We start from the raw sequence: 24,562 nt of genomic DNA, 5'->3' as shown, positions 1-24,562 counted from the left end.
GCCCGACGCAAACCTGCAAATCGCGGCAGGCGCCGGACTGGCAATGCACGCCCCAGCGGTTCTTGCGCGGCGTGAAACCCTGGCCCGGGTGCAATCCGGGGCATGCTCCAACGGCGCTAAAGCCGGAACACACCCGAGCACCCACGATACCCTACGCCCCCGCATCCGCCCTCAACCCCAGTGACTCCAGGGCACTGACGGCACATTGCTCGTCAATGTCCGAGGTATCACCGGTGATGCCGACAGCACCGATCACGGCGCCGCGCTCGTCACGAATCAATACTCCGCCCGGTGCCGGCACTAGGCTGCCCTGGGCCAGATTGTTCACCGCACCGATAAAGGCCGGGCGCTGCTGTGCATCGGCAGCGATCAGACGCGACCCCTTGCCCAGCGCCAGCGCTCCCCAGGCCTTGCCGATGGCGATCTGTGGGCGCAGGAGGCTGGCGCCATCCTCACGCTGCAGGCTGATCAGGTGTCCGCGGCATCCAGCACCGCCACCGTCAGCGGCGCAGCACGCAGCTCACGCCCGACAGCAAGCGCGTGACGGGTAATGCTCACGGCAGTGGAGAGGTTGATTGCAGTCATAAGGATTCTCCGAAATCGAACAAAAAGTCGCCGCATGCGCCCATGGCGACATGCAACCTGAGAAAGCGCCTTATGCAATAGCTCAACGAATGGATTGTTTCAACAGGAAAACACAAAATAAAAATTAAATGTACACAATAAAATTATCAATTAAGTTCAATTCAGGTATCGAATAAACCCTCAAGCGCCTCGCCCATCCCAGTAGCCCGGCGTGTTGTAAATGGCCTTCAGGTAGTCGATGAAAAAGCGCACCTTGGCCGGTAGGTAACGCTGCTGTGGGTATACGGCCTGGATGTCATAGGCCGGGATCTCGTAGTCATCCAGCACCGTCACCAGCTCACCGGCCTTCAGCTCCGCCTGGATTTCCCAGGTCGAGCGCCAGCCGATCCCCAGCCCCTGCTTGACCCAGTCGTAGAGCAGCTCACCGTCGTTGCAGTCAAGATTTCCGGCCACCTTCACCGCCACCTGGCGACCATCGCGCAGGAAGGTCCAACCACGCTGCTGGCCGCCCTGCAGGTTGAACGCCAGGCAGTTATGCCGCGCCAGGTCTTCAAGGGTGCGTGGCACGCCATGCAGCTCGAAGTAACTGGGCGCACCACAGACCACGCGGCGATTGGGAAAGAGCTTGAGCGCGACATAGTTGGGGTCGGTCACCTCGCCGATGCGAATGCCCATGTCATAACCCTGGCGCACCAGGTCGACCAGGCTGTCGGTGAAGTTGAACGACAGCTTCAGATCCGGGTAGCGCTTGAGAAATGCCGGCGCATGCGGCGCGATATGCCGCCTGCCGAAGGCAGCAGGTGCAGACACCACCAGATGGCCTCGCACGGAGCGCCCGCCGCGAGCCACGCTGGCATCGGCCTCGTCGAAGTCCTTGAGCAGGGCGCGGGCGCGATCGAGGTACTGCTCGCCGAGGTCGGTCAACTGCAGGCCACGCGTGGAACGATGCATCAGCTTGACGCCCAGGTGGCGCTCCAGCGCATCCAGGCGGCGCCCCATGACCACGGGGGTAACGCCTTCGCTAAGGGCTGCTGCGGCGAAGCTGCCGTTATCGGCCACCAGAACGAAACTGCGGATGAGTGTATGGCGGTCCATTCGGTACTCCAAGTATCGACAGAACTGAAGTATCCACCAATTCCGTCGCATCGGTACAGCCGTCATCCTTGCTCCCAAGAAGAAAAACCACTGACTCGGAGAACAATGGTCATGGCCAGAATGAGAGCAATCGAGGCAGCCGTACTGGTGATGCGTCGCGAAGGCGTCGATACCGCGTTCGGCGTCCCCGGCGCTGCCATCAACCCCCTGTATGCCGCACTGAAAAAACTCGGTGGCATCGATCACGTCCTGGCCCGTCACGTCGAAGGCGCTTCGCACATGGCCGAGGGCTACACCCGCACCAACGCCGGCAACATCGGCGTGTGCATCGGCACCTCTGGCCCGGCTGGCACCGATATGGTCACCGGTCTGTACTCGGCCAGCGCCGACTCCATCCCGATTCTGTGCATCACCGGCCAGGCGCCGCGTGCGCGCATGCACAAGGAAGATTTCCAGGCGGTGGATATCACCAGCATCGTCGGCCCGGTGACCAAGTGGGCCACCACCGTGATGGAGCCCGGCCAGGTGCCGCGCGCCTTCCAGCGTGCCTTCTATGAAATGCGCAGTGGCCGCCCCGGCCCGGTGCTGATCGACCTGCCGTTCGACGTGCAGATGGCCGAGATCGAGTTCGATATCGACGCCTACGAGCCGCTGCCGGTGGCCAAGCCGAGCACCAGCCGCGTCCAGGCCGAGAAGGCCATCGCCCTGCTCAACGAGGCCGAGCGCCCGCTGCTGGTCGCCGGTGGCGGCATCTTCAACGCCGATGCGGCGGACAAGCTGGTGCAATTCGCCGAGCTGACCGGCGTGCCGGTGGTGCCGACCCTGATGGGCTGGGGCGCGATCCCCGACGATCACAAGCTGATGGTCGGCATGGTCGGCCTGCAGACCTCGCATCGCTACGGCAATGCCACCCTGCTCGCCTCCGATCTGGTATTCGGCATCGGCAACCGCTGGGCCAACCGCCACACCGGTTCGGTTGACGTCTACACCGAGGGCCGCAAGTTCATCCACGTCGACATCGAGCCGACGCAGATCGGCCGCGTGTTCAACCCGGATCTGGGCATTGTGTCCGATGCCGGCAGCGCACTGGATGCCTTCCTGGAAGTCGCCCGCGAGTGGAAAGCCGCCGGCAAGCTGAAGGACCGCAGCGCCTGGGTCGAAGCCTGCCGCGAGCGCAAGCGTACCCTGCAGCGCAAGACCCACTTCGATAACGTGCCGGCCAAGCCGCAGCGCGTCTACGAGGAGATGAACGAAGCCTTCGGCAAGGACACCTGCTACGTCAGCACCATCGGTCTGTCGCAGATCGCCGGCGCGCAGTTCCTCCACGTGTACAAGCCGCGTCACTGGATCAACTGCGGCCAGGCCGGCCCGCTGGGCTGGACCATCCCGGCAGCCCTCGGCGTGGTCAAGGCCGACCCGCAACGTCAGGTGGTGGCCCTGTCCGGCGACTACGACTTCCAGTTCATGATCGAGGAGCTGGCTGTGGGTGCGCAGTTCAACCTGCCGTACATCCACGTGCTGGTGAACAACTCCTACCTGGGCCTGATCCGTCAGGCGCAGCGCGGCTTCGACATCGATTACTGCGTGCAGCTGGCATTCGAGAACATCAACGCACCGGAGCTCAACGGTTATGGCGTCGACCACATCGCCGTGGTCAAGGGCCTGGGCTGCAAGGCGATCCGTGTGTTCGACCCGAACGAGCTGCAGAACGCCTTCGCCGAAGCCAAACGCCTGATGGCCGAACACCGCGTGCCGGTGGTGGTGGAGATCATCCTGGAGCGTGTCACCAACATCTCCATGGGCACCGAGATCAACGCCATCAACGAGTTCGAGGAACTGGCCGAGCGCGGCGTCGACGCCCCGACCGCCATCGCCCTGCTCGACTGACCCGCAGGGTGCGCCGCGCGCACCGCAACGCCCAACGCGTACCCCTGGTGCGCACGGTGCACCCTACGCAGACCGCAATTGCACCACGACAAGGAGCACACCATGCCCCGTTTTGCTGCCAACCTGTCCATGCTATTCACCGAGGTGGACTTCCTGGACCGTTTCGCCGCCGCCGCCGAAGCCGGTTTCAGCGGCGTGGAATACCTCTTCCCCTATGACTTCCCGGTGGAAGAGATCAAGGCCCGCCTGGACGCCAACAAGCTGGAACAGGTGCTGTTCAACCTGCCGGCCGGCGACTGGGCCAAGGGCGAGCGCGGCATCGCCTGCCACCCGGAGCGCATCGAGGAATTCCGCGCAGGCGTCGACAAGGCCATCGCCTATGCCAAGGTACTGGGCAACCAGCAGATCAACTGCCTGGCCGGCGTCCGCCCGCAGGGCGTCGACTGCGCCACCGTGGAGAAGACCTTCGTCGACAACCTGCGCTACGCCGCCGACAAGCTGGCCGCTGCTGGTATCCGCCTGGTGATGGAAGCGATCAACACCCGCGACATCCCCGGCTTCTACCTCAGCACCACCCGGCAGGCCCTGGACATTCGCGACAAGGTCGGCAGCAGCAACCTGTACCTGCAGTACGACATCTACCACATGCAGATCATGGAAGGTGACCTGGCGCGCACGGTCGAAAACAACCTGGCCGCGATCAACCACGTGCAGCTGGCCGACAACCCGGGCCGCAACGAACCGGGCACCGGCGAGATCAACTACCGCTTCCTCTTCGAGCACCTGGACCGCATCGGCTACCAGGGCTGGATCGGCTGTGAATACAAGCCGGCCACCACCACCGCTGCCGGCCTCGGCTGGCTGAAAAGCCACAACGCAGTCTGACGGCCGCACCTGTAGGAGCGGATTCATCCGCGAAAGCGACAGTGAACCCACCACTGCATTCGCGGGCAAGCCCGCTCCCACAGGCCCGCGTCGCTCCTGGCATCGAGACAGACAAATACAAAGAGGCAAATTCTCATGGCAAAAATCGGATTCATCGGCACCGGCATCATGGGCAAACCCATGGCGCAGAACCTGCAGAAAGCCGGACATACCCTGTTCCTCTCCGAGCACCACGACCCGGCTCCGGCCGACCTGATTGCAGCCGGCGCCATCGCCCTGGCCACCCCGCAGGAAGTCGCTCAGGAAGCTGAATTCATCATCGTCATGGTGCCGGACACCCCGCAGGTCGAAGACGTACTGTTCCGCGCCGATGGCGTTGCCGCGGGCGTTGGCGCCGGCAAGGTGGTGATCGACATGAGCTCGATCTCCCCCACCGCGACCAAGGCCTTCGCCGAGAAGGTCAAGGCCACTGGCGCTGCCTATCTGGACGCGCCGGTGTCCGGCGGTGAAGTCGGCGCCAAGGCCGCGACCCTGTCGATCATGGTCGGTGGCTGCCCGAACGCCTTCGAACGCGCCCTGCCGCTGTTCCAGGCCATGGGCAAGAACATCACCCGCGTCGGCGGCAACGGCGACGGCCAGACGGCCAAGGTGGCCAACCAGATCATCGTCGCGCTGAACATCCAGGCGGTGGCCGAAGCCCTGTTGTTCGCCGCCCGCAACGGCGCCGATCCGGCCAAGGTGCGTGAAGCCCTGATGGGTGGTTTCGCCGGCTCGAAGATCCTCGAAGTGCACGGCGAACGCATGATCAAGGGCACCTTCGATCCGGGCTTCCGCATCAGCCTGCACCAGAAGGATCTCAACTTGGCGCTGTCCGGCGCACGCGAACTGGGTCTGAACCTGCCCAACACCGCCAACGCCCAGCAGGTGTTCAGCACCTGCGCGGCTCTCGGCGGCAGTGGCTGGGATCACTCCGCCCTGATCAAGGGGCTGGAGCACATGGCCAACTTCAATATCCGGGGCGAGTAACAGAGCGCCCTCTCCCCCGGCCCCTCTCCCGTAAACGTGAGAGGGGAGACAAGCAGTTCGGCGTTACACGGATTTTCGGCGCACGCCGGACCAGTCCCCTCTCCCATTTATGGGAGAGGGTTAGGGAGAGGGGCTTTGCTTCTAGCACACCCTTTCGACCTTCCTGGCAGGAGGTGTCACGGCCCGATTGCCAGGTTGGTCGATTCCATTCCCCAGGTGCTGCCACGCGCCACCTGCGGACTGGAATCGACCCCCGAGAAAAAATTGAGGAGACGCCAGAGCGTCTCGCCAGGCGTTACCACGCGGAGCGTGGGAACGATCAGCAGCCAGAACAAGAGACCACCACCATGACCTTCGACCCGCAAAGCCTGCTGCGCGACCTGTTCGCCACCGCCATCGCTGCCGCGCATCCGCACCAGGTGCTGGCCGACTGTCTTCCCGCCGACCGCAGCGGTCGCGTCATCGTCATCGGCGCGGGCAAGGCTGCGGCGGCCATGGCCGAAGTGATCGAGCGGCAGTGGCAAGGCGAGGTCAGCGGCCTGGTAGTAACCCGCTACGAGCACGGCGCCGAGTGCAGGAAAATTGAAGTGGTGGAAGCCGCCCACCCGGTGCCGGACGATGCCGGCGAGCGCGTCGCCCGCCGCGTGCTGGAACTGGTGTCGAACCTCAGTGAGAACGACCGGGTGATCTTCCTGCTTTCCGGCGGCGGCTCCTCGCTGCTGGCGCTGCCGGCCGAAGGCATCAGCCTCCAGGACAAGCAAGCAATCAACAAGGCGCTGCTCAAATCCGGCGCCACCATCGGCGAGATGAACTGCGTGCGCAAGCACCTCTCGGCGATCAAGGGCGGCCGCCTGGCCAAGGCCTGCTGGCCGGCCACTGTGTACACCTACGCCATCTCCGACGTGCCCGGTGACGAAGCCACGGTGATCGCCTCCGGCCCCACCGTGGGCGACCCGACCACCTCGGCCGACGCCCTGGCGATTCTCGCTCGCTACGCCATCGACATACCGGCCAACGTGCGCAACTGGCTGCAAGACCCACGCTCGGAAACGGTCAAGCCCGGCGACCCGGTACTCGCCCGTAGCCACTTCCAATTGATCGCCACCCCTCAGCAATCGCTCGACGCCGCCGCAGCCAAGGCCGAAGCCGCCGGTTTCCCGGTGCTGATCCTCGGCGACCTGGAAGGCGAGTCGCGCGACGTGGCCAAGGTACATGCCGGTATTGCCCGCCAGGTGCAGTTGTATGGCCAGCCAATCAAACCGCCGTGCGTGATCCTCTCTGGCGGCGAAACCACCGTCACCGTACGCGGCAATGGCCGTGGCGGGCGTAATGCCGAATTCCTCCTCAGCCTCACCGAAAGCCTCAAGGGCCTGCCCGGCGTCTATGCGCTGGCCGGCGACACCGACGGCATCGACGGCTCCGAAGACAACGCCGGCGCCATCATGACGCCCTACAGCTACGCCCGCGCCGGCATCAAGGGCCTGAGCGCCCGAGATGAACTGGACGACAACAATGGCTATGGCTACTTCGCCGCCCTCGACGAGCTGATCGTCACCGGGCCGACCCGTACCAACGTCAACGATTTCCGCGCCATTCTGATTCTCGAGAAACCTGTCCAATGAACGCCGACAAGAAAGTGAAGATCCTCGCCACCCTCGGGCCGGCGATCCGCGACGCCGCACACATCCGCCAACTGGTGGAAGCCGGGGTCAACCTGTTCCGCCTCAACTTCAGCCATGGTGAACATGCCGACCACGCCCAACGCTACCAGTGGGTGCGCCAGGTGGAGCGCGAACTGAACCAGCCGATCGGTATCCTCATGGATCTGCAGGGGCCGAAGCTGCGCGTGGGCCGCTTCTCCGAAGGCAAGGTGCAACTGGTCAATGGCCATAGCCTGCGCCTGGATCTGGACGCCACGCCCGGCGACGCCAGCCGGGTCAACCTGCCCCACCCGGAAATCATCGAAGCCCTGCAACCAGGCATGAGCCTGCTGCTGGACGATGGCCGCCTGCGCCTGAAAGTGACTGCCAAGCAGAATGATGCGGTGATCACCGAAGTGATCGCTGGCGGCGAGCTGTCCGACCGCAAAGGGGTCAACGTACCCGAGGCAGTGCTGCAGCTGTCGCCGCTGACCGACAAGGACCGCCGCGACCTGACCTTCGGCCTGGAACTGGGCGTGGACTGGGTAGCGCTGTCCTTCGTGCAGCGCCCCGAGGACATCGTCGAAGCCCGCGAGCTGATTGGCGGCAAGGCCTTCCTCATGGCCAAGATCGAGAAACCCTCGGCGGTCACCCACCTGGAAGAAATCGCCAAGCTGTGCGACGCCATCATGGTGGCGCGCGGCGACCTGGGCGTGGAGGTGCCGGCTGAAAATGTGCCGCGTATCCAGAAGGACATCGTGCGCACCTGCCGCCAACTCGGCCGTCCGGTGGTCGTCGCCACGCAGATGCTCGAATCCATGCGCTTCTCCCCGGCACCGACCCGCGCCGAAGTCACCGACGTGGCCAACGCCGTGGCCGAAGGCGCCGATGCGGTGATGCTGTCGGCCGAGACCGCCTCCGGTGATTACCCGCTGGAAACTGTGCAGATGATGAGCAAGATCATCCGCCAGGTGGAAAACGGCCCGGACTACCAGAGCCAGCTCGACGTCGGTCGCCCGCAGGCAGAAGCTACTGCCAGCGACGCCATCAGCTGCGCCATCCGCCGCATCAGCTCGATCCTGCCGGTGGCGGCGCTGGTCAACTACAGCGAGTCCGGCGCCAGCAGCCTGCGTGCCTCACGCGAACGGCCGAAGGCGCCGATCCTCAGCCTGACGCCAAGCCTGAGCACGGCGCGCCGTCTGACCGTGGCCTGGGGCATCTATTCGGTGGTCAACGAGCGCCTGCGCAAGGTCGAGGAAGTCACCAGCACCGCGCTGGAAATCGCCCAGGCCCAGGGCATGGCCAAACGCGGCGAAACCGTGGTGATCACCGCCGGCGAACCCTTCGGCCAACCCGGCAGCACCAATAGCCTGAGGATCGAAACGCTGCATTGACTCGCCCCGTAGCCCGGATGAAATCCGGGCTACGCATATAGCCAACGCTGGATGTCGCGGAGCCGCCTGGGCCTTGCGCACCTGCTGATGCTGATTGCGCAACGCCGCGGCTACCCGCCTGCGGACATCGCCATCGGCCTGTACGGCTACAACGGCATCCTGCTCGGCCTGCTGCTCAGCCTTAAACTGCCGTGGACGCCGCTGCTGCCCGTGCTGATCATCGCCAGCGCCGCCCTCTCCAGCCTGCTGCTGGCGCCCTGGATGCGGCGCATGCGCCAGCATGGCTGGCTACCCGCCTTCACCTTTCCCTTCGTGCTGCTGAGTTGGCTGTTGCTGGCTCTGTTCGGTCAGCTCCAGCCGCCACTCGCTCCCCCGGCAGACATAGCCGCTACGCCTGAGCTGAACGCCCTGCAGTTATCGCTCGCCGTGCTATGCGGCCTGGGGCAGGTGATTTTTCTCGACTCACCATGGGCCGGCCTGTGCCTGCTGCTCGGATTGCGCCTGGCCGATGACCGCGCAGCGCTCTGGGCGTTGCTGGGTTCCAGCGACGGACTCATGCTGGCGATGGCCAATGGCTGGCCCACCGATGCCGCCCTGAGCGGCCTCTACGGATTTAACGCCAGCCTCGCGGCTATCGCCCTGAGCCAGGTGCATCGCTGCCCGCTGGCTCTCGGGGCAGGCGTGCTGCTCGCCCTGCTATTGCAATTCGGGTTCGCCAGCCTTGGCCTGTCCGTACTGACCCTGCCCTTTATCCTCGCCTGCTGGCTGATAAGAGTCGCCCTGCAAAGCTGGCATAGGGTGCTCAGGGACACCCCACCAACGGCCTAGAGTCGCACACGCAAGTGCCTTCATCGCGTTCCAGCCCGTTATTGACCAGGCAGCACCCTACGCAGGCACTTTTCTTACGGAACCTGACGGCCTTACTGAGCAACGCCATGCAGCCAGTGCTGCCCGTATTGCCGGCAACCACCCGCAATATGTGCAGCCGCTGCTCAGCAGAGCATTGCCAGGGCCATCGCCCTTCTGAAACAGGCTGAAGCAAAACCGGATAGCCATTGCGTGGTCATAAAGTCGCACCCTGGGCTATAAAGCCCGCCCTTTTGACAATAAGGAAGCGCGCCATGGCCGTTACCACCCATGAATCCACGGCTGCTGCCAAAGCCGCCTGGATTGGCCTGATCCTGGGTCCATTGCTACTGCTCCTGTGCCTGGTTACCGAACCACCAGCGGGGCTTTCCGAGACAGCTTGGGCCACCATTGGCCTGGCCTTGCTGATGGCAACCTGGTGGTCGACCGAGGCCATCCCGATTCCGGCCACCTCGCTGTTGCCAATCCTGTTGATCCCGGCGCTGGGCATCGACAGCCTCAACGCCGCGACCGCGCCCTATGCCAATCCGACCATCTACCTGTTCCTCGGTGGCTTCATCCTGGGCCTGGCCATGGAGCGCTGGAACCTGCACAAGCGCATCGCCTTGATGACGCTGCTGGCCATGGGCAGCAAGCCGAGCAGGCAGATCGCCGGTTTCATGATGGCCACTGCCTTTCTCAGCATGTGGGTGAGCAATACCGCCACCACCATCATGATGCTGCCCATCGGCCTGTCGGTGATCGCCATGCTCACCGGTGAAAATAAAACCAGCGAGACCGACCGTGAGCGCTTCGCCACCGCCCTGCTGTTGGCGATTGCCTATGCAGCAAGCCTGGGGGGGATCGCCACTTTGATCGGCACACCGCCCAATGCGCTGCTGGCCGCCTTCCTGGCCGACAACTACGACGTACAGATCGGTTTTGGTCAGTGGATGCTGCTGGGCGTACCGGTATCCGCGATGATGCTGATCTTTACCTGGTGGTGGCTGACCCGTGGCGGCTTCAACCTCAGCGGGCATGACAGCACTCAACTGATCCGCAGCGAGCTGGCCGAGCTGGGCCCGCTGAGCCGGGGTGAGAAGCTGGTGGCACTGGTGTTCGTGGTCACGGCACTGGCCTGGATATTCCAGCCGCTGATCGCCGACTGGGTATCGGGTGTGAACGACACCAGCATCGCCATCGCCGCTGCACTGGCGCTGTTCATCATCCCGGTAGACACCAAGAAACGTGTATTCCTGATGAACTGGGAAAGCGCCGGCAAACTGCCATGGGGTGTATTGCTGCTGTTCGGTGGTGGCTTGTCACTGGCCGGCGTGATCCGCAGCTCCGGCCTGGCCGAGTGGATTGCACAGAGTCTCGGCGCATTGGGTGCCCTGCCCGTGATCGCGATAATCGGCGTGGTGGTGCTGGTGATCATCTTCCTCACTGAAATCACCTCCAACACGGCGACTGCCGCCGCCTTCCTGCCGCTGCTGGGTGCGCTGGCCGTGGCTCAGGGGATGCCGGCCGAGCTGCTGGCGATTCCGGCCGCCATCGCCGCCAGCTGCGCCTTCATGATGCCGGTGGCGACACCACCGAACGCCATCGTGTTCGGTACCGGGCATATGAAGATACAGTCGATGATCAAGGCCGGCTTCGCCCTCAACCTGTTCGGCGTGGTGGTCGTCACGCTGGCCTGCTACCTGCTGGTGGGTTTGATCTGGGCGCATTGAGCCCGGAGCGAAGCTATCCGTCAGTCAAGCGTCAATGCGCCGCCCGTACAAGGGCGGCGCTGCACCGCGAATAGAGAGCGCCGCAACGGCAAAGCTTCGCCCCGGGGCGGGGCTCCTACACAGAAACCCGGAATACCCCCTACCCGTAGGAGCGGCGCCCCGCCGCGAATCGAGAGAATGCCGCAACGGCAAAGCTTCGCCACGGGGCGGGATTTCAACATGGATGCGGCACAGGAGCCTCGCCGCGCGGCGAATCAAGCACGGCGCAAAGCCACAATCTTCGCGCCGAAGCGCCTGCGAAAGACGACCTGAGAAGTCTTATCTGAAATGCGGCGGGTGGCTCCCGCCCTACCACGCGATCAGCGATTCTGATACTGGCGGAACAGCCCCGGAGGAATGCCGGAGCTGTTGGTATCCCGCCACGGCCCGCCGGCCTGTGGCGACCAGCTCCAGCCACCATCCCAGCGGTAGAAGATGCGCTCGCGGTAGTAGAGGTCTCGCGCGCCTTCGATCACATAAACCCCAAGCGCCGGGTTCCAGTGGCTGTTCACCCCGGGCGGCGGCGCGTAACGCGGGTGTGAGGGCTGTTGCACCGGTGGCAGATCACCGACCGGCGCACCCGGCGGCTGCAAGACGCAGCCACTCAGACCAAGGCCAAGCAGGCAAGTCAGTACCAGGCGTCTCACTGGGCCTGCCCGTCGCGGCTGTCGATCAGTAGCGTCTGTACATCAGTGGCCGTGTTGGCCACCGGACCGCTCTGGCCGATCCATTCACCCTGAGTGGCATTGCCGGCGCGCGATATACGTGCCACCAGTTGCACCTGGTCGAATTGGGAGATTTTCAGCTGTGGCATCATCGCGTCCACATCCGACAGGCTGACTTGCGCCGGCAGGTCGGAAACCTTCAGGCGCTTGACCGCCAACGGCATCGGCGGGCCACTGAGGGCACGGGCAAAGATGAACACGGCATCGTCCGGCTGCACGTTCTGCTGCACGTCGGGCGCCAGCGATACGCTGACCTGCAGCGCCTGAACCTTGGCGTCCGGCTCGGCTGCAGTGCTGGGCTGCTCGCCCTCAGCCATCTGCTGGCGGGCACGTTCGATACCACCGGCGATGGCCGCGCGGGACGGATCCTGCTCCGGCAACACGGCGACCAGACGCTCCCAGTAGCGCACGGCATCGGCATAGCGCTGGCTTTCGTAGGCAGCGATACCCAGCAGACCGAGACTGGTGACCTCTTCCGGATCAGCCTGCAGCGCTTCGTCGGTAAGCGCCTGCAGTCGCTCGTTCCACTGTTTGCCTTCGGCGAAATACAGCGCCTGCGCCCATTGACCGAGCAGCTCCGGCGCACGTCCGGCGACGTCCACGGCACGCCCGAAGGCCTTGGCAGCATCTGCGGCACGCTCCTGCGCCATGTAGGTACGACCGAGGAAATACCAGGCCTCGGCGGAGTCCGGCTGCTGCTGCACGGTCTGCTCCAAGCGCGCAGTCATCTCCTCGATGCTCTGCGGCTGCGCAGCGGCCAGTTGGCGCGCCTGCACGACTTCATCGGCAGCGCCCCAGTGCAGGTACAGAGCCACGCCAAGTACCGGCACCAGCAACGCCGAAATCAGCGGAATCTTGCCGCCCAGTACGCTGCTGCGACGCTGCACACCTTCGGTGTCATCGAGCAGTTCGCGCGCAGCCTCGGCGCGGCCGGCCTCCATCTGTGCATCGTCGAGCACGCCGGCCTGGCGCTGGGCTTCGAGCTCCTGCAGACGCTCCTGATAGAGCGTGACATTCAGAGCGGTACGGTCTTCCTCAGCCTGCAGCTTGCGAATGCGCAGCACGGGAATCAGTAGAAACGCCAGGGCAGTCAGCAACAGCAGCCCGGCGGGTAACCAGAAATCGATCATCGGTCTTTGTTGTCCTGAGAGTTTTGCTCGAGCAATGCGGCAAGGCGCGCCTGCTCATCGACGGAGAGACCAGCGGCTGAACGGTCTTTGTTCTGGCTGCGACGGCGCAGGAGAATCCCCCCCAGCACACCGAAGCCGATTACCAACATGCCGGCCGGGCCGTACCATAGCAGCAGCGTGCGGCTGGTCAGCGGCGGTTTGTAGAGGACGAAATCGCCATAGCGGGAAACCAGAAAATCGATGATCTCCTCGTTGCTCTTGCCCTCTTCGAGCATGCGGAAGATCTCGTTGCGCAGGTCCGTGGCGATCGGCGCATCGGAGTCGGCGATGTTCTGGTTCTGGCACTTCGGGCAACGCAGCTCTTCGATCAGGCTGCGGTAGCGCTGACGCTCGGCGTCGTTGGCGAACTCAAAGGTATCGATGGCGGCCTGCGCGCTGGCCAACAGCCCCAGCGCCAAACCGGCAGAAATCAACAGACGCTTCATGGCTGGGCCTCGTCAACCAATTGCTGGTAGATCGGCGCCAGCTTCTCACGCCAAACACGCTCGTCGATGGTGCCGACGAACTTGTGGCGAATGATGCCCTTGGCATCGACGAAGAAGGTTTCCGGCGCACCGTACACCCCCAGATCCAACCCCAGGCTGCCCTTGGCATCCTCGATATTGAGCTGATAGGGATTGTGCAGATCGCGCAGCCATTGCTGCGCCGGCTTGCGCTGATCCTTGTAGTTGACCCCATGGATCACCACGCCGGCCTCGGCCAGCTTGTTCAGCACCGGATGCTCGTGTCGGCAAGCCGGGCACCAGGTCGCCCAGACATTGACCAGCGCCGGCTTACCCTTGATGTCGGCCTCACTGAGCGTACGCTCGGGATCGTCCAGCGACGGCAGGCTGAAGGCTGGGAATGGCTTGCCGATCAGCGCCGAAGGCAGTTCGGACGGATCAAGGAACAGGCCGCGATAGAGAAATACGGCAATCGCCAGAAAGGCCAGCAGCGGCAACAGCAGCAGCAAACGTCTCATGCGCTGGCCTCCTGCATACCCAGGGCTTCCAGCACGCGGGTACGCACCTTGATCCGGTAGCGCTTGTCAGCGGCAGCCAGGAAGCCGCCCAGCGCCATCAGCAAACCACCCAGCCAGATCCAGCGGACGAAGGGCTTGATGTGGATGCGCACGGCCCAGGCACCCTGCTCCAGCGGTTCGCCCAGGGCGACGAACAGATCGCGGGTGAAGCCGGCATCGATACCGGCCTCGGTCATGGTGGTCTGTTGCACGGTATACAGGCGTTTCTCCGGATGCAGCACGCGCAGTTGCCGCTCACCGGCGAACACGCGCACCGTGCCCTTGTCCGACGTGAAGTTGGGGCCTTCGTGGTGCACCGCACCGTCGAACTGAAAACGATAGCCACCCAGCTCCACCGAATCGCCCGGCGCCATGCGCAGGTCGCGCTCGTAGCTGCCCAGGCTGGTCAGCACCACACCGACGGCGCAGACGGCAAAACCCAGGTGGGCGATCTGCATGCCCCAGTAACTGCGGCCCAAGCCCGGCAGCCCCTTGAGAAGGCCCTTGTGCCGGGTCTTGTCGAGAATGTCGCGCGCGCCTGCCAGGATTACCCAGAAGGCCAGCAGGCACACCGCAAGCACAGCCCAGTGGAAATCGCCATGCAGGAAGGTCGCGATCACCGCCAGCACCACGCTGGCCACCAGCACCGGCGCCAGCATGCCGGCCAGCCATTTCACCGGCGTATCCTTCCAGCGCACCAGTACGCCAACGCTGATCACCGCCATCAACAGCGCCATCAGCGGCAGGAACAGCGCATTGAAATAAGGCGGGCCGACCGACAGCTTGGCGCCCGTCAGGGCATCGAGCACCAGCGGATACAGCGTACCCAGCAGAATCATCGCCGCCGACACCACCAGCACGATGTTGTTGACCAGCAGCAGGGTTTCACGCGACCACAGGCTGAAGCCGACACGGCTCTTGACCACTGGCGCGCGCAGGGCGAACAGCGCCAGTGAACCACCGACCACCACCAGCAGGAAGGCGAGAATGAACACGCCGCGTTCCGGGTCGGTGGCGAAGGCATGCACCGAGGTGAGCACGCCCGAGCGAACCAGGAAGGTGCCGAGCAGGCTGAGGGAAAACGCGGCGATGGCCAGCAGCACTGTCCAGCTCTTGAACACGCCACGCTTCTCGGTGACAGCCAGCGAGTGAATCAGCGCAGTGCCCACTAGCCATGGCATAAAGGAGGCATTTTCTACTGGATCCCAGAACCACCAGCCGCCCCAGCCCAGCTCGTAGTAAGCCCACCAGGAACCCAGGGCGATACCGATACCGAGGAAAGCCCAGGCAACGGTAGTCCAGGGCCGCGACCAGCGCGCCCAGGCAGCATCGAGCTTGCCGCCGAGCAATGCGGCGATGGCGAAGGCAAATGCCACTGAGAAACCCACATAGCCCATATACAGCATCGGCGGATGGACGATCAGACCGAAATCCTGCAGCAACGGGTTGAGATCGCGGCCATCAGCCGGCGCATTCGGCAGCAGGCGCTCGAAGGGGTTGGAGGTGATGATCAGAAACAGCAAAAAACCAATGCTGATCATGCCCATCACTGCCAGTACGCGGGCCAGCATCTCCTCCGGCAGGTGGCGCGAGAAGATCGCCACAGCGAAGGTCCAGCCGGCCAGAATCAGCGCCCACAGCAGCAAGGAGCCTTCGTGCGCGCCCCATACCGCGCTGAACTTGTAGTACCAGGGCAGTGCCGTGTTGGAGTTGTTGGCCACGTAGGCGACGGAGAAATCGTCGACCATGAAGGCGTAGGTCAGGCAGATGAAGGAGAACAGCAGGAAGGCGAACTGGCCCCAGGCAGCGGGCTGCGCCAGGCTCATCCACTGGTGGTCACCGCGCCAGGCTCCGATCAGCGGCAGGGTCGCCTGCACCAGGCACAGGCACAGTGCCAGGATCATCGCCAGATGGCCAAGCTCGGGAATCATTGTGCGCTCTCCTGCTGATAGCCTTGTTTGGCGGCCTTGGCCTCATTGTGCTTCTGCATCATTCCGCTCTTTTCCAGGGCCTGCATGACTTCAGGCGGCATGTAGTTCTCGTCGTGCTTGGCCAGTACCTCGTCAGCCACCAGCACGCCCTCTGCATTGACACGCCCCAGAGCGACGATGCCCTGCCCCTCACGGAACAGATCCGGCAGGATGCCGCTGTAGCGAATGGTCACGCCATGGGCGCCATCGGTGACGACGAAGTCGACTTCCAGGGTATCGGGGGAGCGCTTCACCGAGCCTTCTTCGACCAGACCACCGGCACGAATGCGCGTGCCCTCGGGCGCCTCACCATTGGCGATCTGACTGGGGGTGTAGAACAGGTTGATGTTCTCCTGCAGCGCGGTCAGCGCCAGGGCGACGGCGATGCTGACACCACAGAGGATGGCCAGGACGATGTACAGGCGTTTCTTGCGAACCGGATTCACTTCGACTTCTCCCGGCGCAAACGACGCGCCTCGTCTTGCAGGTAACGGCGGCGCGCCAGGATTGGCAGCACCACATTCAACGCCAGGATTGCCAGGCTGATGCCGTAGGCACTCCAGACGAATACACCATGAGTGCCCATGGCGAGAAACTCGGAGAACGACGCGAAACTCATGCCTTGCCCTCCACCAATGTCTGCACTTCGGCTTTCACCCAACTGCTGCGCGCTTCACGCTTGAGCACTTCAAGACGCATGCGATAGAGCAACACGGCACCGAAGAAGCAGTAGAAACCCAGCACGGCCAGCAGCAGCGGCAGCCACATCTCGATCGGCATGGCCGGTTTTTCGGTGATCTTGAAGGTGGCGGTCTGGTGCAGTGAGTTCCACCATTCCACCGAGTACTTGATGATCGGGATATTGACCACGCCGACAATGGCCAGCACGGCGCAGGCCTTGGCGGCACTGTCGCGATTGCTGATGGCATTACCCAGGGCAATCACGCCGAAATACAGGAACAGCAGAATCAGCATCGAGGTCAGGCGCGCGTCCCACACCCAGTAGGTACCCCAGGTCGGTTTGCCCCAGATGGCCCCCGTGAGCAATGCGATGGCGGTCATCCAGGCGCCGATGGGCGCAGCCTGCTGCAGGGCGACATCGGCCAGCTTCATCTTCCACACCAGCCCGACCAAGCCGGCGATCGCCAGCGTGACGTAGATCGACTGGGCCAGGAAAGCCGCCGGAACATGAATGTAGATGATGCGAAAGCTATTGCCCTGCTGGTAGTCCGGTGGTGCGAAAGCCAGGCCCCAGACCAGACCGGCAACGATCAGCAACACGGCAGCGACACTGAGCCAGGGCAGCCAGCGGCCGCTCATCTCATAGAACCACTTGGGCGAACCCCACTTGTGAAACCACGTCCAGTTCATTCAGATCGCTCATCATCTACAGGTAGCCCGGCGGCAATCCGGGAGGCTATCGACAGCTCCCGGATTGCCTCCGGGCTACATCACGGTTCGTTTTTATTCGCCAACACTGATGGTCAGACCGGCGGCAATCGCAAAAGGTGTCAGGGTCACCGCCAGGGCAGTGAGGCTGGCCAGCCACAACAGGTGGCCGCTCGCCGGCAGTCCTTGCAAAGCCGCCTGCAACGCCCCGCTACCAAGAATCAGCACCGGGATGTACAGCGGCAGGATCAACAGCGCCAGCAGCAGACCACCGCGCTTCAGACCCACGGTAAGCGCCGCGCCTACCGCACCGAGCAGGCTCAGCACCGGCGTGCCGAGCAGCAGAGAAATCAGCAGTACCGGCAGGCAACGCCCGGGCAGACCGAGCATCAGCGCCAGCACGGGCGCCAGCAAAACCAGCGCCAGACCACTGAAAAGCCAGTGTGCCAGCACCTTGGCCAACACCAGAAGAGGCAGGGGGTGCGACGAAAGGACCCACTGTTCGAGCGAGCCATCCTCGAAATCACTGCGGAAAAGCCCGTCCAGCGAGAGCAGCACGGCCAATAGCGCTGCCACCCAGACCAGGCCGGGGGAAAGGGTTTGCAACAATTGCGTCTCCGGCCCTACCGCCAGCGGGAACAGCGCAATGACGATGGCGAAGAACACCAGCGGGTTGGCCAGATCGGAGGGACGGCGGGCAAGCAGGCGCATTTCGCGCGACAGCAGCTGAGTGAAGACGTTACTCATGCGGCGTGTTGCCCCAGATCCAGATCGCGGTAGGTAGCCGGCTTGTGCTGCAGGCTGTGGTGCGTGGTCAGCACCACGACGCCGCCGCGCTCGCAATGAGCGGCCAGGTGCGCTTCGAGTTGTGCCACGCCGCTCTTGTCCAGCGCGGTGAACGGCTCATCGAGCACCCACAAGGGCGGCGTGTCTTCCAGATACAGGCGCGCCAGGGCTACCCGACGCTGTTGGCCGGCGGACAGGGTGTGACAGGGAACGTCTTCGAAACCGCGCAGGCCGACCGCCTCCAGCGCCTGCCAGATCGCCTCGCGGCTCGCCGGACGGTGCAAGGCGCAGAGCCAGGCCAGGTTCTCTTCGGCGCTCAGCAGGCCCTTGATGCCGGCGGCATGGCCGATCCACAACAGGTTGCGTGCCAGCTCGCTGCGTTGCTCGTTCAGCGCCTGCCCCTGCAACAGAATATCGCCGGAAGTCGGCTGGCGCAGTCCGGCAATCAGGCGTAACAGGCTGGTCTTGCCGCTGCCGTTGGGGCCACTGATCTGCAGCATGTCACCGGGTTGCAGGGCGAAATGCAGCTGCTCGAAGAGCATGCGCCAGTCCCGCTCACAGCTGAGCGCCACGGCTTCGAGAAGGGGTACGGGACGGGTCATCGATACCTGGCAGGGTTAAAGTCGACGGTGCTCCGGCCGCTATACTGAAGCGGGCCGGAAGTGCGCTACGCAACGGGCCGTCATTATACATGGCGCATCACTGTCCCCGCAGTCAGCATTTTCGACAGGGTGTTAATCTGTGTCAGGTAAATCGACCATAGAGCCTGCTGGCATAGCGGTACGCCACAAGATACCCGAGAGCCCATGAGCGAAATCAGCAGCCCACGCCCGCTTCCCCCCTCTGCACAGGTGCTTCGCAACCCCGCGAACGCAGCGGATCTGGCCGTGCGACTGCTGCAACCGCTGGAGGGCATGCTGGCCGCTGGTGAGAGCGCCAAGGCCGAAGTCGTGGCGATTCGCGAGCAGGCGCAAAGCTTCCAGTTGCTGCTGAAACTGACGCTGGCAGGCGGCAAGCAAACCACGCTGCAGGCCGAAAGCGCCAGGCCGCTGGCTCAGGGCAGCGCGCTGGTGGTCACTGCGCTGTCCGATACACGCCTGGCCCTGGCCCTGCAGGCTGGCGGCGACAAGCCGCTGACCAGCCTCGATCTGCAGCAGTTACCGCCCGGCACCCTTATCCAGGGCAAGGTCATCAGCCGCGACGCCTTGCCGCCGCAAGGCGCGCAGACGCTCTATCGCTTGGTTGTGAACCTGCTCAATACACCACTGGCCGGCAGCAAACTGGCGCTCGACAGCCCCATGGCGTTGCCACTCGGCAGCCTGCTCAGCGCGCAGGTGCAAGGCAGTCAGAGCCTGAATTTTCTGCCGCTCAGTGGCCGCCTAGACCAATTGGTGCTGGGCCAGCAACTGGCCACCCAGCAGAATCGCCAGGCCTCGCTGGAGGGGCTGTTCAAAGGCCTGCAAAACCTCAACGCGGGCGACGAAGGCCTGCGCAACAGCATCGACAAACTGCTCACCGCGCTCCCCGACAGCAGCCAGCTGAGCACGGCCAAGGGCCTGGCCAAGGCTCTGGAAAGCAGCGGCATGTTGCTCGAAGCCAAATTGCTGCACGGCCAGACTGGCGCTCTGCCACAAGACCTGAAAGCCAACCTGTTGCGCCTGATCGCGCAGCTACTGCCGCAACTACCTGGCGCAGCCGGCACACTCGCCGGCTTGCAAAACGCCATCAACCAGAACCTGCCCGCGATGGCGCGACAGATGCTCGGCATCAGCAGCAACGGCTCAGCGCGGCAACAGGCGCTGAGCTTCCCCCTGCCCTCGCGCATGCTGCAGAACATGGAGGATGGTGAAGCCGATCTGGAGATGTTGCTGAAACTTGCCGCTGCGGCCATTTCACGCCTGCAGACCCACCAACTGTCGAGCCTGGCGCAAACCCAGGTCGATGCCAACGGCAATCTGCTGACCACCTGGCAACTGGAGCTGCCCATGCGCCATCAGCAGGACATCATTCCATTGCAGATCAAACTGCAGCGCGAAGAGCGCGAGGGCAACGCCGAAAAGGCCGAACCCAAAGAGCCGCTCTGGCGCATCGACCTGGCTTTCGATCTCCCCCACCTGGGCCCATTGCAAGTGCGCGCTCAACTGCTACGCGGCAGCCTGTCCAGCCAACTCTGGGCCGAACGTGCAGAAACCACCAGCCTGATCAATGCCGAGCTCGGTCACCTGCGTGAACGCCTGCTGGCTGCCGGCCTGGAAGTCGGTGAGCTGGCCTGCCGTCAGGGTATGCCGCCGCAGGGCCCGAAGACCTCGCTGGAACAACGCTGGGTGGATGAAACCGCATGAGCCGCAAGCCACAGCCCGAGCCGCGCCAGGCCATTGCCCTGAATTACGATGGACAAAGTGCGCCGGTACTCAGCGCCAAGGGCGACGACGAACTGGCCGAGGCCATTCTCGCCATCGCCCGCGAGTACGAGGTGCCAATCTACGAGAATGCCGAGCTGGTGCGTCTGCTGGCACGTCTGGAGCTGGGCGACGCGATTCCCGAGACGCTGTATCGCTGCATCGCTGAAATCATCGCCTTCGCCTGGTACCTGCAGGGCAAGGCACCACCAGGCTTCGAGACGGACACGGAGCGTGACGTCAGCCCTGCACTGCGCCAGCTCGAGGGGCCGGCGAACTGAGTGACGATGCGATTACTTCAGCCGCGCGCAGGCGAAAGCCAGTCTGGATGGGTGCCGGCGCGGAGAAAAGCCTGAGGGATCGGCACCGTAAGGGCTCTATTGCGCCTGGCCGGCCTTGGGCTTGTGCAGGCGACTGATCAGCTCGGCCTCGGCCTTGCTCAACCCACAGGACTGGGTCAGATCCTCGACGCTGGCGCCCATGCCCACCAGACGTGCGGCCTGCGTGAAGGACAGGCTACTGGGGTCGCGCTGCTCGATCTGGCTGACCTTGTCCGGCAGCGGCGCCACCACACGTCGCAACTCGTGCAACTCTTCGCCCATGCGAATGCTGCCGGTCAGGTAGGCATCCAGCCGTTTACCCAGCTCCTTGATCCGAGCATCGCGCACGGCATCACGCTTGGCCTGCTCAGCCAGCAGACGCTGCTGGTTGCGCTGCAGGCCATGGCAGACGATGCCCAATGCCACGCAGAGCAGCGCCACGAAGGCAAGGGCCGCAGCCAGCATGGCAAACTCGGACATGGCTCAGATGCTCTCCAGCTCCGACCACTCTTCTTCGGACATCATCTTGTCCAGTTCGACCAGAATCAGCAGCTCGCCGTTCTTGTTGCAGACGCCCTGGATGAACTTGGCCGACTCGTCGTTGCCGACGTTCGGTGCCGTCTCGATCTCGGACTGACGCAGGTAAACCACTTCGGCCACGCTGTCGACCAGAATGCCGACCACCTGCTTGTCCGCCTCGATGATGACGATACGGGTGTTGTCGGTCACCGGTGCCGAACCCAGACCGAAACGCTGGCGGGTATCGATCACGGTGACCACATTGCCGCGCAGGTTGATGATACCCAGCACGTAGCTCGGCGCGCCCGGCACAGGGGCAATCTCGGTATAGCGCAGGACTTCCTGAACCTGCATCACGTTGATGCCGTAGGTCTCGTTGTCCAGGCGAAAGGTCACCCACTGCAGAATCGGATCTTCGGCGCCTTGTGCAGAACTTTTCTTCATGTCCCTAGCCTCATCAAAAACCGCTCAGCGCGGCATGTGCGGGTCGACCCGCTTTTCATCAACTATAGAGCCCGTTGGCACGAACCCACCAATTCTCAATGCACTTTTCCGCCATGCAGGCGTTTCGCCGCGCCGCTGGCAATCAGCTCGGCCAGCGCCGCCACATCGAGCAAGGCACACATATGCTCGATCACCGTACCGGCCAGCCAGGGTCGCTGGCTGCGCTGGCTGCGCCACTTGACCTCGTCCGGATCCAGACGAATCGAGCGGCTGACCTGATGCACCGCCAGCCCCCACTCGTAGCCCTGCACCGAAATCACGTATTGCAGCCCTTCACGGAAGTCATCACGGTAACGATCCGGCATCACCCAACGCGCCGTATCCAGCACCTTCAGGTTACCGGACTGGCTGGGCAGAATACCGAGAAACCACTCCGGCTGACCGAACAGCGGCGTCAGCTCCTGGCCTTCGAGCGGGTAGATCGAGCCCAGGCAAATCAGCGGCACGGCCAGCGTCAGCCCCGCCACATCGAACAGCAGACACTCGAAGGGTTCCTCAGCCCAGGCCGGACGACCATCAGCCAGCAAGGCAGCCGGTTGCGGGGCCTGCCCGGCAGGGGTGGCGACCGCTGGCGGCGCATCTTCGATGGCCGGCGCCAATACGGGCGCAGGCAACTCTACCGGCACGGTGGCGACCTCAACCGGAGGCTCGACCACCGCTGCACGCATAACGGGCGCAACAGCAGGCGCTATCGCCTCGACCAGCCGGGCATCGCGCACCTGCTCCTCGAGCACCGCAGCTTCGAACTCATCGAGGCTGACAGACATCTCCAGTTCGGCAGCAGCCTCCTGCAGCAGGCCATCGAGATAGGACTGCAGAGCCAGCTGTGAACGTGTGGCAGTGGCGAGATCACGACTCATGACGGAAACCCGGGATAAGAGCTTGACAGCATATCGGCCGCAGCATGCCCAGACTTGAGACGAGCCAGTCGACACAGATGCTCATCTCAGGCCACCTGCGCTGCATTCTGATGGCTGAGCAGATGCTTGAGCAGTGCCCGATAGGCGATCACGCCACGGCTGCCCGCATCGAACTGCGAAGGCGTCCGCCCGGCCCGGCTGGCATCACGCAAGCGCGTATCCACCGGAATGTAGGCTGGCCACAGATGATCAGGGTAGGTATTGCGCAGCACCCGCAGGGTGCTCATGGAGGCCTGGGTACGACGGTCGAACAGCGTCGGCACGATGGTGTAGGGCAAGGCCTGCTTGCGCGAACGGTTGATCATCGCCAGTGTCGTGATCATCCGCTCCAGGCCTTTGACCGCAAGAAACTCGGTCTGCACCGGAATCACCAGTTGCTGGCTGGCGGCTAGTGCGTTGACCATCAGCACGCCAAGCAATGGCGGGCTGTCGATGATGGCGTGATCGAAATCCTCCCACAGCTGCGCCAGGCTCTTGGCGATCACCAGACCGAGACCACTCTGCCCCGGCGACTGGCGCTCCAGCGTGGCCAGCGCAGTGCTTGACGGCAGCAAGGCGATATTTTCATGGCTGGTGCTGTGCAACAGCTGCTTGGGCAGGCCTTGCGGCACGTTACCCTGGTGCAGGAACAGGTCGAAGCAACTGTGCTCCAGGGTATCGGGATCATGGCCGAAGTAACTGGTCATCGACCCATGCGGATCGAGATCGACCACGACTACACGCTTGCCGGCATCGGCCAACAGGCCTGCCAGGGCAATGGAGGTGGTGGTCTTGCCGACCCCTCCCTTCTGATTGGCTACTGCCCAGACTTTCATGTTCTCTTATCCTCCCGGCAAGAGGCGCTCAGGCCGAGAATGGCGTCACTGCCACGGAGCAAGCGACTGGAATTTGACGGCTTCACGACTGTGGAACCCCCGACGCAGACGGCGGTGCAGGTTGCGTGCCAGCCCCACTTTGCTGGGTCGCGGCAGGTCCATCACTGCGGCGTGTTTCGAGGTTGCGTGAAATCACCAGCACGACTCGGCGATTCCGCCCCCGGCCCTCGGCCGTGGCGTTGTCGGCTACCGGCTGGAACTCACCATAGCCGACAGCGGCAAGACGCGAAGGGTCGACACCATCCATCGCCAGCATGCGTACGATGCTCGCCGCCCGCGCAGCCGACAACTCCCAGTTGGTTGGATATTGAGCCGTCTGAATCGGCAGGTTGTCAGTGAAGCCCTCGACCTTAACCGGGTTTTGATAAGGCGCCAGAATCTTGGCCACCTTTTCGATGATATCGAACGCCTGGTTGTTCGGAATGGCATCACCGCTGGGAAACAGCAAGCTGGAACTGAGTTCGATCTCGATCCACATTTCGTTGCCGCGCACGGTCAGCTGATCGGCCTGGATCAACTCACCAAAGGCCTCACGCACGCTGGAGGCAATACTCTGCAGGGTCGAGTCCGAACTGGGATCGTCCATGGCGGTATCATCCGGCTGACTGGTACGCGGCCGCTCTTCGCCAACCGGAATTGGCTTGATCGAACGATCCGGCTGGTTGAACACGCCCGTCAGCGAATCGGAAAGAATCTTGTACTTGCCTTCGTTGATCGAGGAAATCGAGTACATCACCACGAAGAAGGCGAACAACAGGGTGATGAAGTCAGCGTAGGACACCAGCCAACGCTCGTGATTCTCGTGCTCTTCATGATGCCGCCTGCGTGCCATGCC

26 protein-coding genes and 1 pseudogene are annotated in these 24,562 nt (G+C 63.5%); 9 read left to right on the top strand and 18 right to left on the bottom strand.

Annotated features, from left to right (window positions below):
• Nucleotides 1-151: 151 nt before the first annotated feature.
• A pseudogene (locus tag J7655_RS09000) lies at nucleotides 152-585 on the bottom strand (GlcG/HbpS family heme-binding protein).
• Nucleotides 586-765: 180 nt separating this feature from the next.
• On the bottom strand, nucleotides 766-1,680 hold the full coding sequence (locus tag J7655_RS08995; RefSeq protein ID WP_230927458.1) for a LysR family transcriptional regulator: 915 nt from the start codon (nucleotides 1,678-1,680) through the stop codon (nucleotides 766-768).
• Between the two features lie 111 nt (nucleotides 1,681-1,791).
• On the opposite strand from J7655_RS08995, the gene gcl reads away from it, so the two are divergent.
• The 3 genes from gcl (at nucleotide 1,792) to J7655_RS08980 (ending at nucleotide 5,478) form a co-directional block, all read left to right on the top strand.
• Entirely contained in the window at nucleotides 1,792-3,567 is a 1,776-nt protein-coding gene (gene gcl, locus J7655_RS08990; protein WP_230927457.1) for a glyoxylate carboligase, read from the top strand.
• A 102-nt stretch (nucleotides 3,568-3,669) separates the two neighbouring features.
• Nucleotides 3,670-4,452 carry a hydroxypyruvate isomerase gene (gene hyi / locus J7655_RS08985; RefSeq protein WP_230927456.1) on the top strand — a complete coding sequence of 261 codons (783 nt, stop codon included), beginning with the start codon at nucleotides 3,670-3,672 and terminating at the stop codon, nucleotides 4,450-4,452.
• Between the two features lie 96 nt (nucleotides 4,453-4,548).
• Nucleotides 4,549-5,478 (top strand): 2-hydroxy-3-oxopropionate reductase, encoded by a 930-nt coding sequence (locus J7655_RS08980; protein WP_420850940.1) that lies wholly within the window; start codon nucleotides 4,549-4,551, stop codon nucleotides 5,476-5,478.
• A gap of 176 nt (nucleotides 5,479-5,654) precedes the next feature.
• Here the strand turns inward: J7655_RS08980 and J7655_RS08975 are convergent, their stop codons facing one another.
• Nucleotides 5,655-5,813 (bottom strand): hypothetical protein, encoded by a 159-nt coding sequence (locus J7655_RS08975; protein ID WP_230927454.1) that lies wholly within the window; start codon nucleotides 5,811-5,813, stop codon nucleotides 5,655-5,657.
• Nucleotides 5,814-5,825: 12 nt separating this feature from the next.
• Here J7655_RS08975 and J7655_RS08970 point away from each other — a divergent pair, with 12 nt between their 5' ends.
• From J7655_RS08970 to J7655_RS08955, 4 genes are all read left to right on the top strand, one after another.
• Nucleotides 5,826-7,100, top strand: a complete 1,275-nt coding sequence (locus J7655_RS08970) for a glycerate kinase type-2 family protein (RefSeq protein ID WP_230927453.1) — start codon at nucleotides 5,826-5,828, stop codon at nucleotides 7,098-7,100.
• Nucleotides 7,097-8,512, top strand: coding sequence for a pyruvate kinase (pyk, locus tag J7655_RS08965; RefSeq protein ID WP_230927452.1), 1,416 nt, complete (start codon nucleotides 7,097-7,099; stop codon nucleotides 8,510-8,512). The genes J7655_RS08970 and pyk overlap by 4 nt, the downstream gene beginning before the upstream one ends.
• Before the next feature lie 51 nt (nucleotides 8,513-8,563).
• Nucleotides 8,564-9,340 (top strand): urea transporter, encoded by a 777-nt coding sequence (locus J7655_RS08960; protein WP_230927451.1) that lies wholly within the window; start codon nucleotides 8,564-8,566, stop codon nucleotides 9,338-9,340.
• Nucleotides 9,341-9,633: 293 nt separating this feature from the next.
• A complete protein-coding gene (locus tag J7655_RS08955; protein ID WP_230927450.1) occupies nucleotides 9,634-11,091 on the top strand; it encodes an SLC13 family permease in 1,458 nt (485 codons plus the stop codon).
• 359 nt (nucleotides 11,092-11,450) lie between these two features.
• Here J7655_RS08955 and J7655_RS08950 read toward each other — a convergent pair whose 3' ends face one another.
• From J7655_RS08950 to ccmA, 10 genes are all read right to left on the bottom strand, one after another.
• Nucleotides 11,451-11,777, bottom strand: coding sequence for a hypothetical protein (locus tag J7655_RS08950; protein ID WP_230927449.1), 327 nt, complete (start codon nucleotides 11,775-11,777; stop codon nucleotides 11,451-11,453).
• On the bottom strand, nucleotides 11,774-12,985 hold the full coding sequence (gene ccmI / locus J7655_RS08945) for a c-type cytochrome biogenesis protein CcmI (RefSeq protein WP_230927448.1): 1,212 nt from the start codon (nucleotides 12,983-12,985) through the stop codon (nucleotides 11,774-11,776). The genes J7655_RS08950 and ccmI overlap by 4 nt, the downstream gene beginning before the upstream one ends.
• Nucleotides 12,982-13,470 carry a cytochrome c-type biogenesis protein gene (locus J7655_RS08940; protein WP_230927447.1) on the bottom strand — a complete coding sequence of 163 codons (489 nt, stop codon included), beginning with the start codon at nucleotides 13,468-13,470 and terminating at the stop codon, nucleotides 12,982-12,984. The genes ccmI and J7655_RS08940 overlap by 4 nt, the downstream gene beginning before the upstream one ends.
• Complete coding sequence (locus J7655_RS08935) at nucleotides 13,467-14,006, bottom strand: DsbE family thiol:disulfide interchange protein (protein WP_230927446.1); 540 nt, start codon at nucleotides 14,004-14,006, stop codon at nucleotides 13,467-13,469. The genes J7655_RS08940 and J7655_RS08935 overlap by 4 nt, the downstream gene beginning before the upstream one ends.
• Nucleotides 14,003-15,976 (bottom strand): heme lyase CcmF/NrfE family subunit, encoded by a 1,974-nt coding sequence (locus J7655_RS08930; protein WP_230927445.1) that lies wholly within the window; start codon nucleotides 15,974-15,976, stop codon nucleotides 14,003-14,005. Before J7655_RS08930 ends, J7655_RS08935 begins: the two co-directional genes overlap by 4 nt.
• Nucleotides 15,973-16,461 carry a cytochrome c maturation protein CcmE gene (ccmE, locus tag J7655_RS08925; protein WP_003460799.1) on the bottom strand — a complete coding sequence of 163 codons (489 nt, stop codon included), beginning with the start codon at nucleotides 16,459-16,461 and terminating at the stop codon, nucleotides 15,973-15,975. Before ccmE ends, J7655_RS08930 begins: the two co-directional genes overlap by 4 nt.
• Nucleotides 16,458-16,634 carry a heme exporter protein CcmD gene (ccmD, locus tag J7655_RS08920; protein ID WP_108232973.1) on the bottom strand — a complete coding sequence of 59 codons (177 nt, stop codon included), beginning with the start codon at nucleotides 16,632-16,634 and terminating at the stop codon, nucleotides 16,458-16,460. The genes ccmE and ccmD overlap by 4 nt, the downstream gene beginning before the upstream one ends.
• Nucleotides 16,631-17,386 carry a heme ABC transporter permease gene (locus J7655_RS08915; RefSeq protein WP_230927444.1) on the bottom strand — a complete coding sequence of 252 codons (756 nt, stop codon included), beginning with the start codon at nucleotides 17,384-17,386 and terminating at the stop codon, nucleotides 16,631-16,633. The genes ccmD and J7655_RS08915 overlap by 4 nt, the downstream gene beginning before the upstream one ends.
• 93 nt (nucleotides 17,387-17,479) lie before the next feature.
• Entirely contained in the window at nucleotides 17,480-18,151 is a 672-nt protein-coding gene (ccmB, locus tag J7655_RS08910) for a heme exporter protein CcmB (RefSeq protein WP_003460796.1), read from the bottom strand.
• Nucleotides 18,148-18,792 (bottom strand): cytochrome c biogenesis heme-transporting ATPase CcmA, encoded by a 645-nt coding sequence (gene ccmA, locus J7655_RS08905; protein WP_230927443.1) that lies wholly within the window; start codon nucleotides 18,790-18,792, stop codon nucleotides 18,148-18,150. The genes ccmB and ccmA overlap by 4 nt, the downstream gene beginning before the upstream one ends.
• 204 nt (nucleotides 18,793-18,996) lie before the next feature.
• On the opposite strand from ccmA, the gene fliK reads away from it, so the two are divergent.
• Both fliK and J7655_RS08895 read left to right on the top strand, forming a co-directional pair.
• Entirely contained in the window at nucleotides 18,997-20,532 is a 1,536-nt protein-coding gene (gene fliK, locus J7655_RS08900; protein ID WP_230927442.1) for a flagellar hook-length control protein FliK, read from the top strand.
• Nucleotides 20,529-20,870: an EscU/YscU/HrcU family type III secretion system export apparatus switch protein gene (locus tag J7655_RS08895; RefSeq protein ID WP_108232976.1), complete on the top strand. Its 342-nt coding sequence runs from the start codon at nucleotides 20,529-20,531 to the stop codon at nucleotides 20,868-20,870. Before fliK ends, J7655_RS08895 begins: the two co-directional genes overlap by 4 nt.
• Nucleotides 20,871-20,966: 96 nt before the next feature.
• On the opposite strand, the gene J7655_RS08890 is transcribed toward J7655_RS08895, so the two are convergent.
• The 5 genes from J7655_RS08890 to motD all read right to left on the bottom strand — a co-directional run bounded on the left by J7655_RS08890 (nucleotide 20,967) and on the right by motD (nucleotide 24,559).
• Nucleotides 20,967-21,389 (bottom strand): DUF2802 domain-containing protein, encoded by a 423-nt coding sequence (locus J7655_RS08890; RefSeq protein ID WP_147810698.1) that lies wholly within the window; start codon nucleotides 21,387-21,389, stop codon nucleotides 20,967-20,969.
• 3 nt (nucleotides 21,390-21,392) lie between these two features.
• Nucleotides 21,393-21,872 carry a chemotaxis protein CheW gene (locus J7655_RS08885; protein ID WP_003243242.1) on the bottom strand — a complete coding sequence of 160 codons (480 nt, stop codon included), beginning with the start codon at nucleotides 21,870-21,872 and terminating at the stop codon, nucleotides 21,393-21,395.
• Between the two features lie 95 nt (nucleotides 21,873-21,967).
• Nucleotides 21,968-22,792 (bottom strand): CheW domain-containing protein, encoded by an 825-nt coding sequence (locus J7655_RS08880; RefSeq protein ID WP_230927441.1) that lies wholly within the window; start codon nucleotides 22,790-22,792, stop codon nucleotides 21,968-21,970.
• Between the two features lie 86 nt (nucleotides 22,793-22,878).
• Nucleotides 22,879-23,667, bottom strand: a complete 789-nt coding sequence (locus J7655_RS08875; RefSeq protein ID WP_230927440.1) for a ParA family protein — start codon at nucleotides 23,665-23,667, stop codon at nucleotides 22,879-22,881.
• An 82-nt stretch (nucleotides 23,668-23,749) separates the two neighbouring features.
• Nucleotides 23,750-24,559, bottom strand: coding sequence for a flagellar motor protein MotD (gene motD, locus J7655_RS08870; protein ID WP_230927439.1), 810 nt, complete (start codon nucleotides 24,557-24,559; stop codon nucleotides 23,750-23,752).
• Nucleotides 24,560-24,562 lie beyond the last annotated feature (3 nt).

It is taken from the genome of Pseudomonas wenzhouensis, from assembly GCF_021029445.1.
Lineage (GTDB): Bacteria > Pseudomonadota > Gammaproteobacteria > Pseudomonadales > Pseudomonadaceae > Aquipseudomonas > Aquipseudomonas wenzhouensis.
This window is presented reverse-complemented; position numbering and strand designations above follow the sequence as displayed.

What these genes read in the sequence shown, in the direction of transcription:
- J7655_RS08885 (WP_003243242.1), bottom strand. Translation starts at nt 21,872, where the DNA reads ATGAAGAAAAGTTCTGCACAAGGCGCCGAAGATCCGATTCTGCAGTGG.
- J7655_RS08970 (WP_230927453.1), top strand. Translation starts at nt 5,826, where the DNA reads ATGACCTTCGACCCGCAAAGCCTGCTGCGCGACCTGTTCGCCACCGCC.
- J7655_RS08875 (WP_230927440.1), bottom strand. Translation starts at nt 23,667, where the DNA reads ATGAAAGTCTGGGCAGTAGCCAATCAGAAGGGAGGGGTCGGCAAGACC.
- J7655_RS08960 (WP_230927451.1), top strand. Translation starts at nt 8,564, where the DNA reads ATGTCGCGGAGCCGCCTGGGCCTTGCGCACCTGCTGATGCTGATTGCG.
- J7655_RS08940 (WP_230927447.1), bottom strand. Translation starts at nt 13,470, where the DNA reads ATGAAGCGTCTGTTGATTTCTGCCGGTTTGGCGCTGGGGCTGTTGGCC.
- pyk (WP_230927452.1), top strand. Translation starts at nt 7,097, where the DNA reads ATGAACGCCGACAAGAAAGTGAAGATCCTCGCCACCCTCGGGCCGGCG.
- J7655_RS08895 (WP_108232976.1), top strand. Translation starts at nt 20,529, where the DNA reads ATGAGCCGCAAGCCACAGCCCGAGCCGCGCCAGGCCATTGCCCTGAAT.
- motD (WP_230927439.1), bottom strand. Translation starts at nt 24,559, where the DNA reads ATGGCACGCAGGCGGCATCATGAAGAGCACGAGAATCACGAGCGTTGG.
- J7655_RS08935 (WP_230927446.1), bottom strand. Translation starts at nt 14,006, where the DNA reads ATGAGACGTTTGCTGCTGCTGTTGCCGCTGCTGGCCTTTCTGGCGATT.
- J7655_RS08890 (WP_147810698.1), bottom strand. Translation starts at nt 21,389, where the DNA reads ATGTCCGAGTTTGCCATGCTGGCTGCGGCCCTTGCCTTCGTGGCGCTG.
- J7655_RS08915 (WP_230927444.1), bottom strand. Translation starts at nt 17,386, where the DNA reads ATGAACTGGACGTGGTTTCACAAGTGGGGTTCGCCCAAGTGGTTCTAT.
- J7655_RS08955 (WP_230927450.1), top strand. Translation starts at nt 9,634, where the DNA reads ATGGCCGTTACCACCCATGAATCCACGGCTGCTGCCAAAGCCGCCTGG.
- gcl (WP_230927457.1), top strand. Translation starts at nt 1,792, where the DNA reads ATGGCCAGAATGAGAGCAATCGAGGCAGCCGTACTGGTGATGCGTCGC.
- ccmA (WP_230927443.1), bottom strand. Translation starts at nt 18,792, where the DNA reads ATGACCCGTCCCGTACCCCTTCTCGAAGCCGTGGCGCTCAGCTGTGAG.
- J7655_RS08930 (WP_230927445.1), bottom strand. Translation starts at nt 15,976, where the DNA reads ATGATTCCCGAGCTTGGCCATCTGGCGATGATCCTGGCACTGTGCCTG.
- ccmB (WP_003460796.1), bottom strand. Translation starts at nt 18,151, where the DNA reads ATGAGTAACGTCTTCACTCAGCTGCTGTCGCGCGAAATGCGCCTGCTT.
- hyi (WP_230927456.1), top strand. Translation starts at nt 3,670, where the DNA reads ATGCCCCGTTTTGCTGCCAACCTGTCCATGCTATTCACCGAGGTGGAC.
- J7655_RS08995 (WP_230927458.1), bottom strand. Translation starts at nt 1,680, where the DNA reads ATGGACCGCCATACACTCATCCGCAGTTTCGTTCTGGTGGCCGATAAC.
- ccmD (WP_108232973.1), bottom strand. Translation starts at nt 16,634, where the DNA reads ATGAGTTTCGCGTCGTTCTCCGAGTTTCTCGCCATGGGCACTCATGGT.
- ccmI (WP_230927448.1), bottom strand. Translation starts at nt 12,985, where the DNA reads ATGATCGATTTCTGGTTACCCGCCGGGCTGCTGTTGCTGACTGCCCTG.
- J7655_RS08880 (WP_230927441.1), bottom strand. Translation starts at nt 22,792, where the DNA reads ATGAGTCGTGATCTCGCCACTGCCACACGTTCACAGCTGGCTCTGCAG.
- fliK (WP_230927442.1), top strand. Translation starts at nt 18,997, where the DNA reads ATGAGCGAAATCAGCAGCCCACGCCCGCTTCCCCCCTCTGCACAGGTG.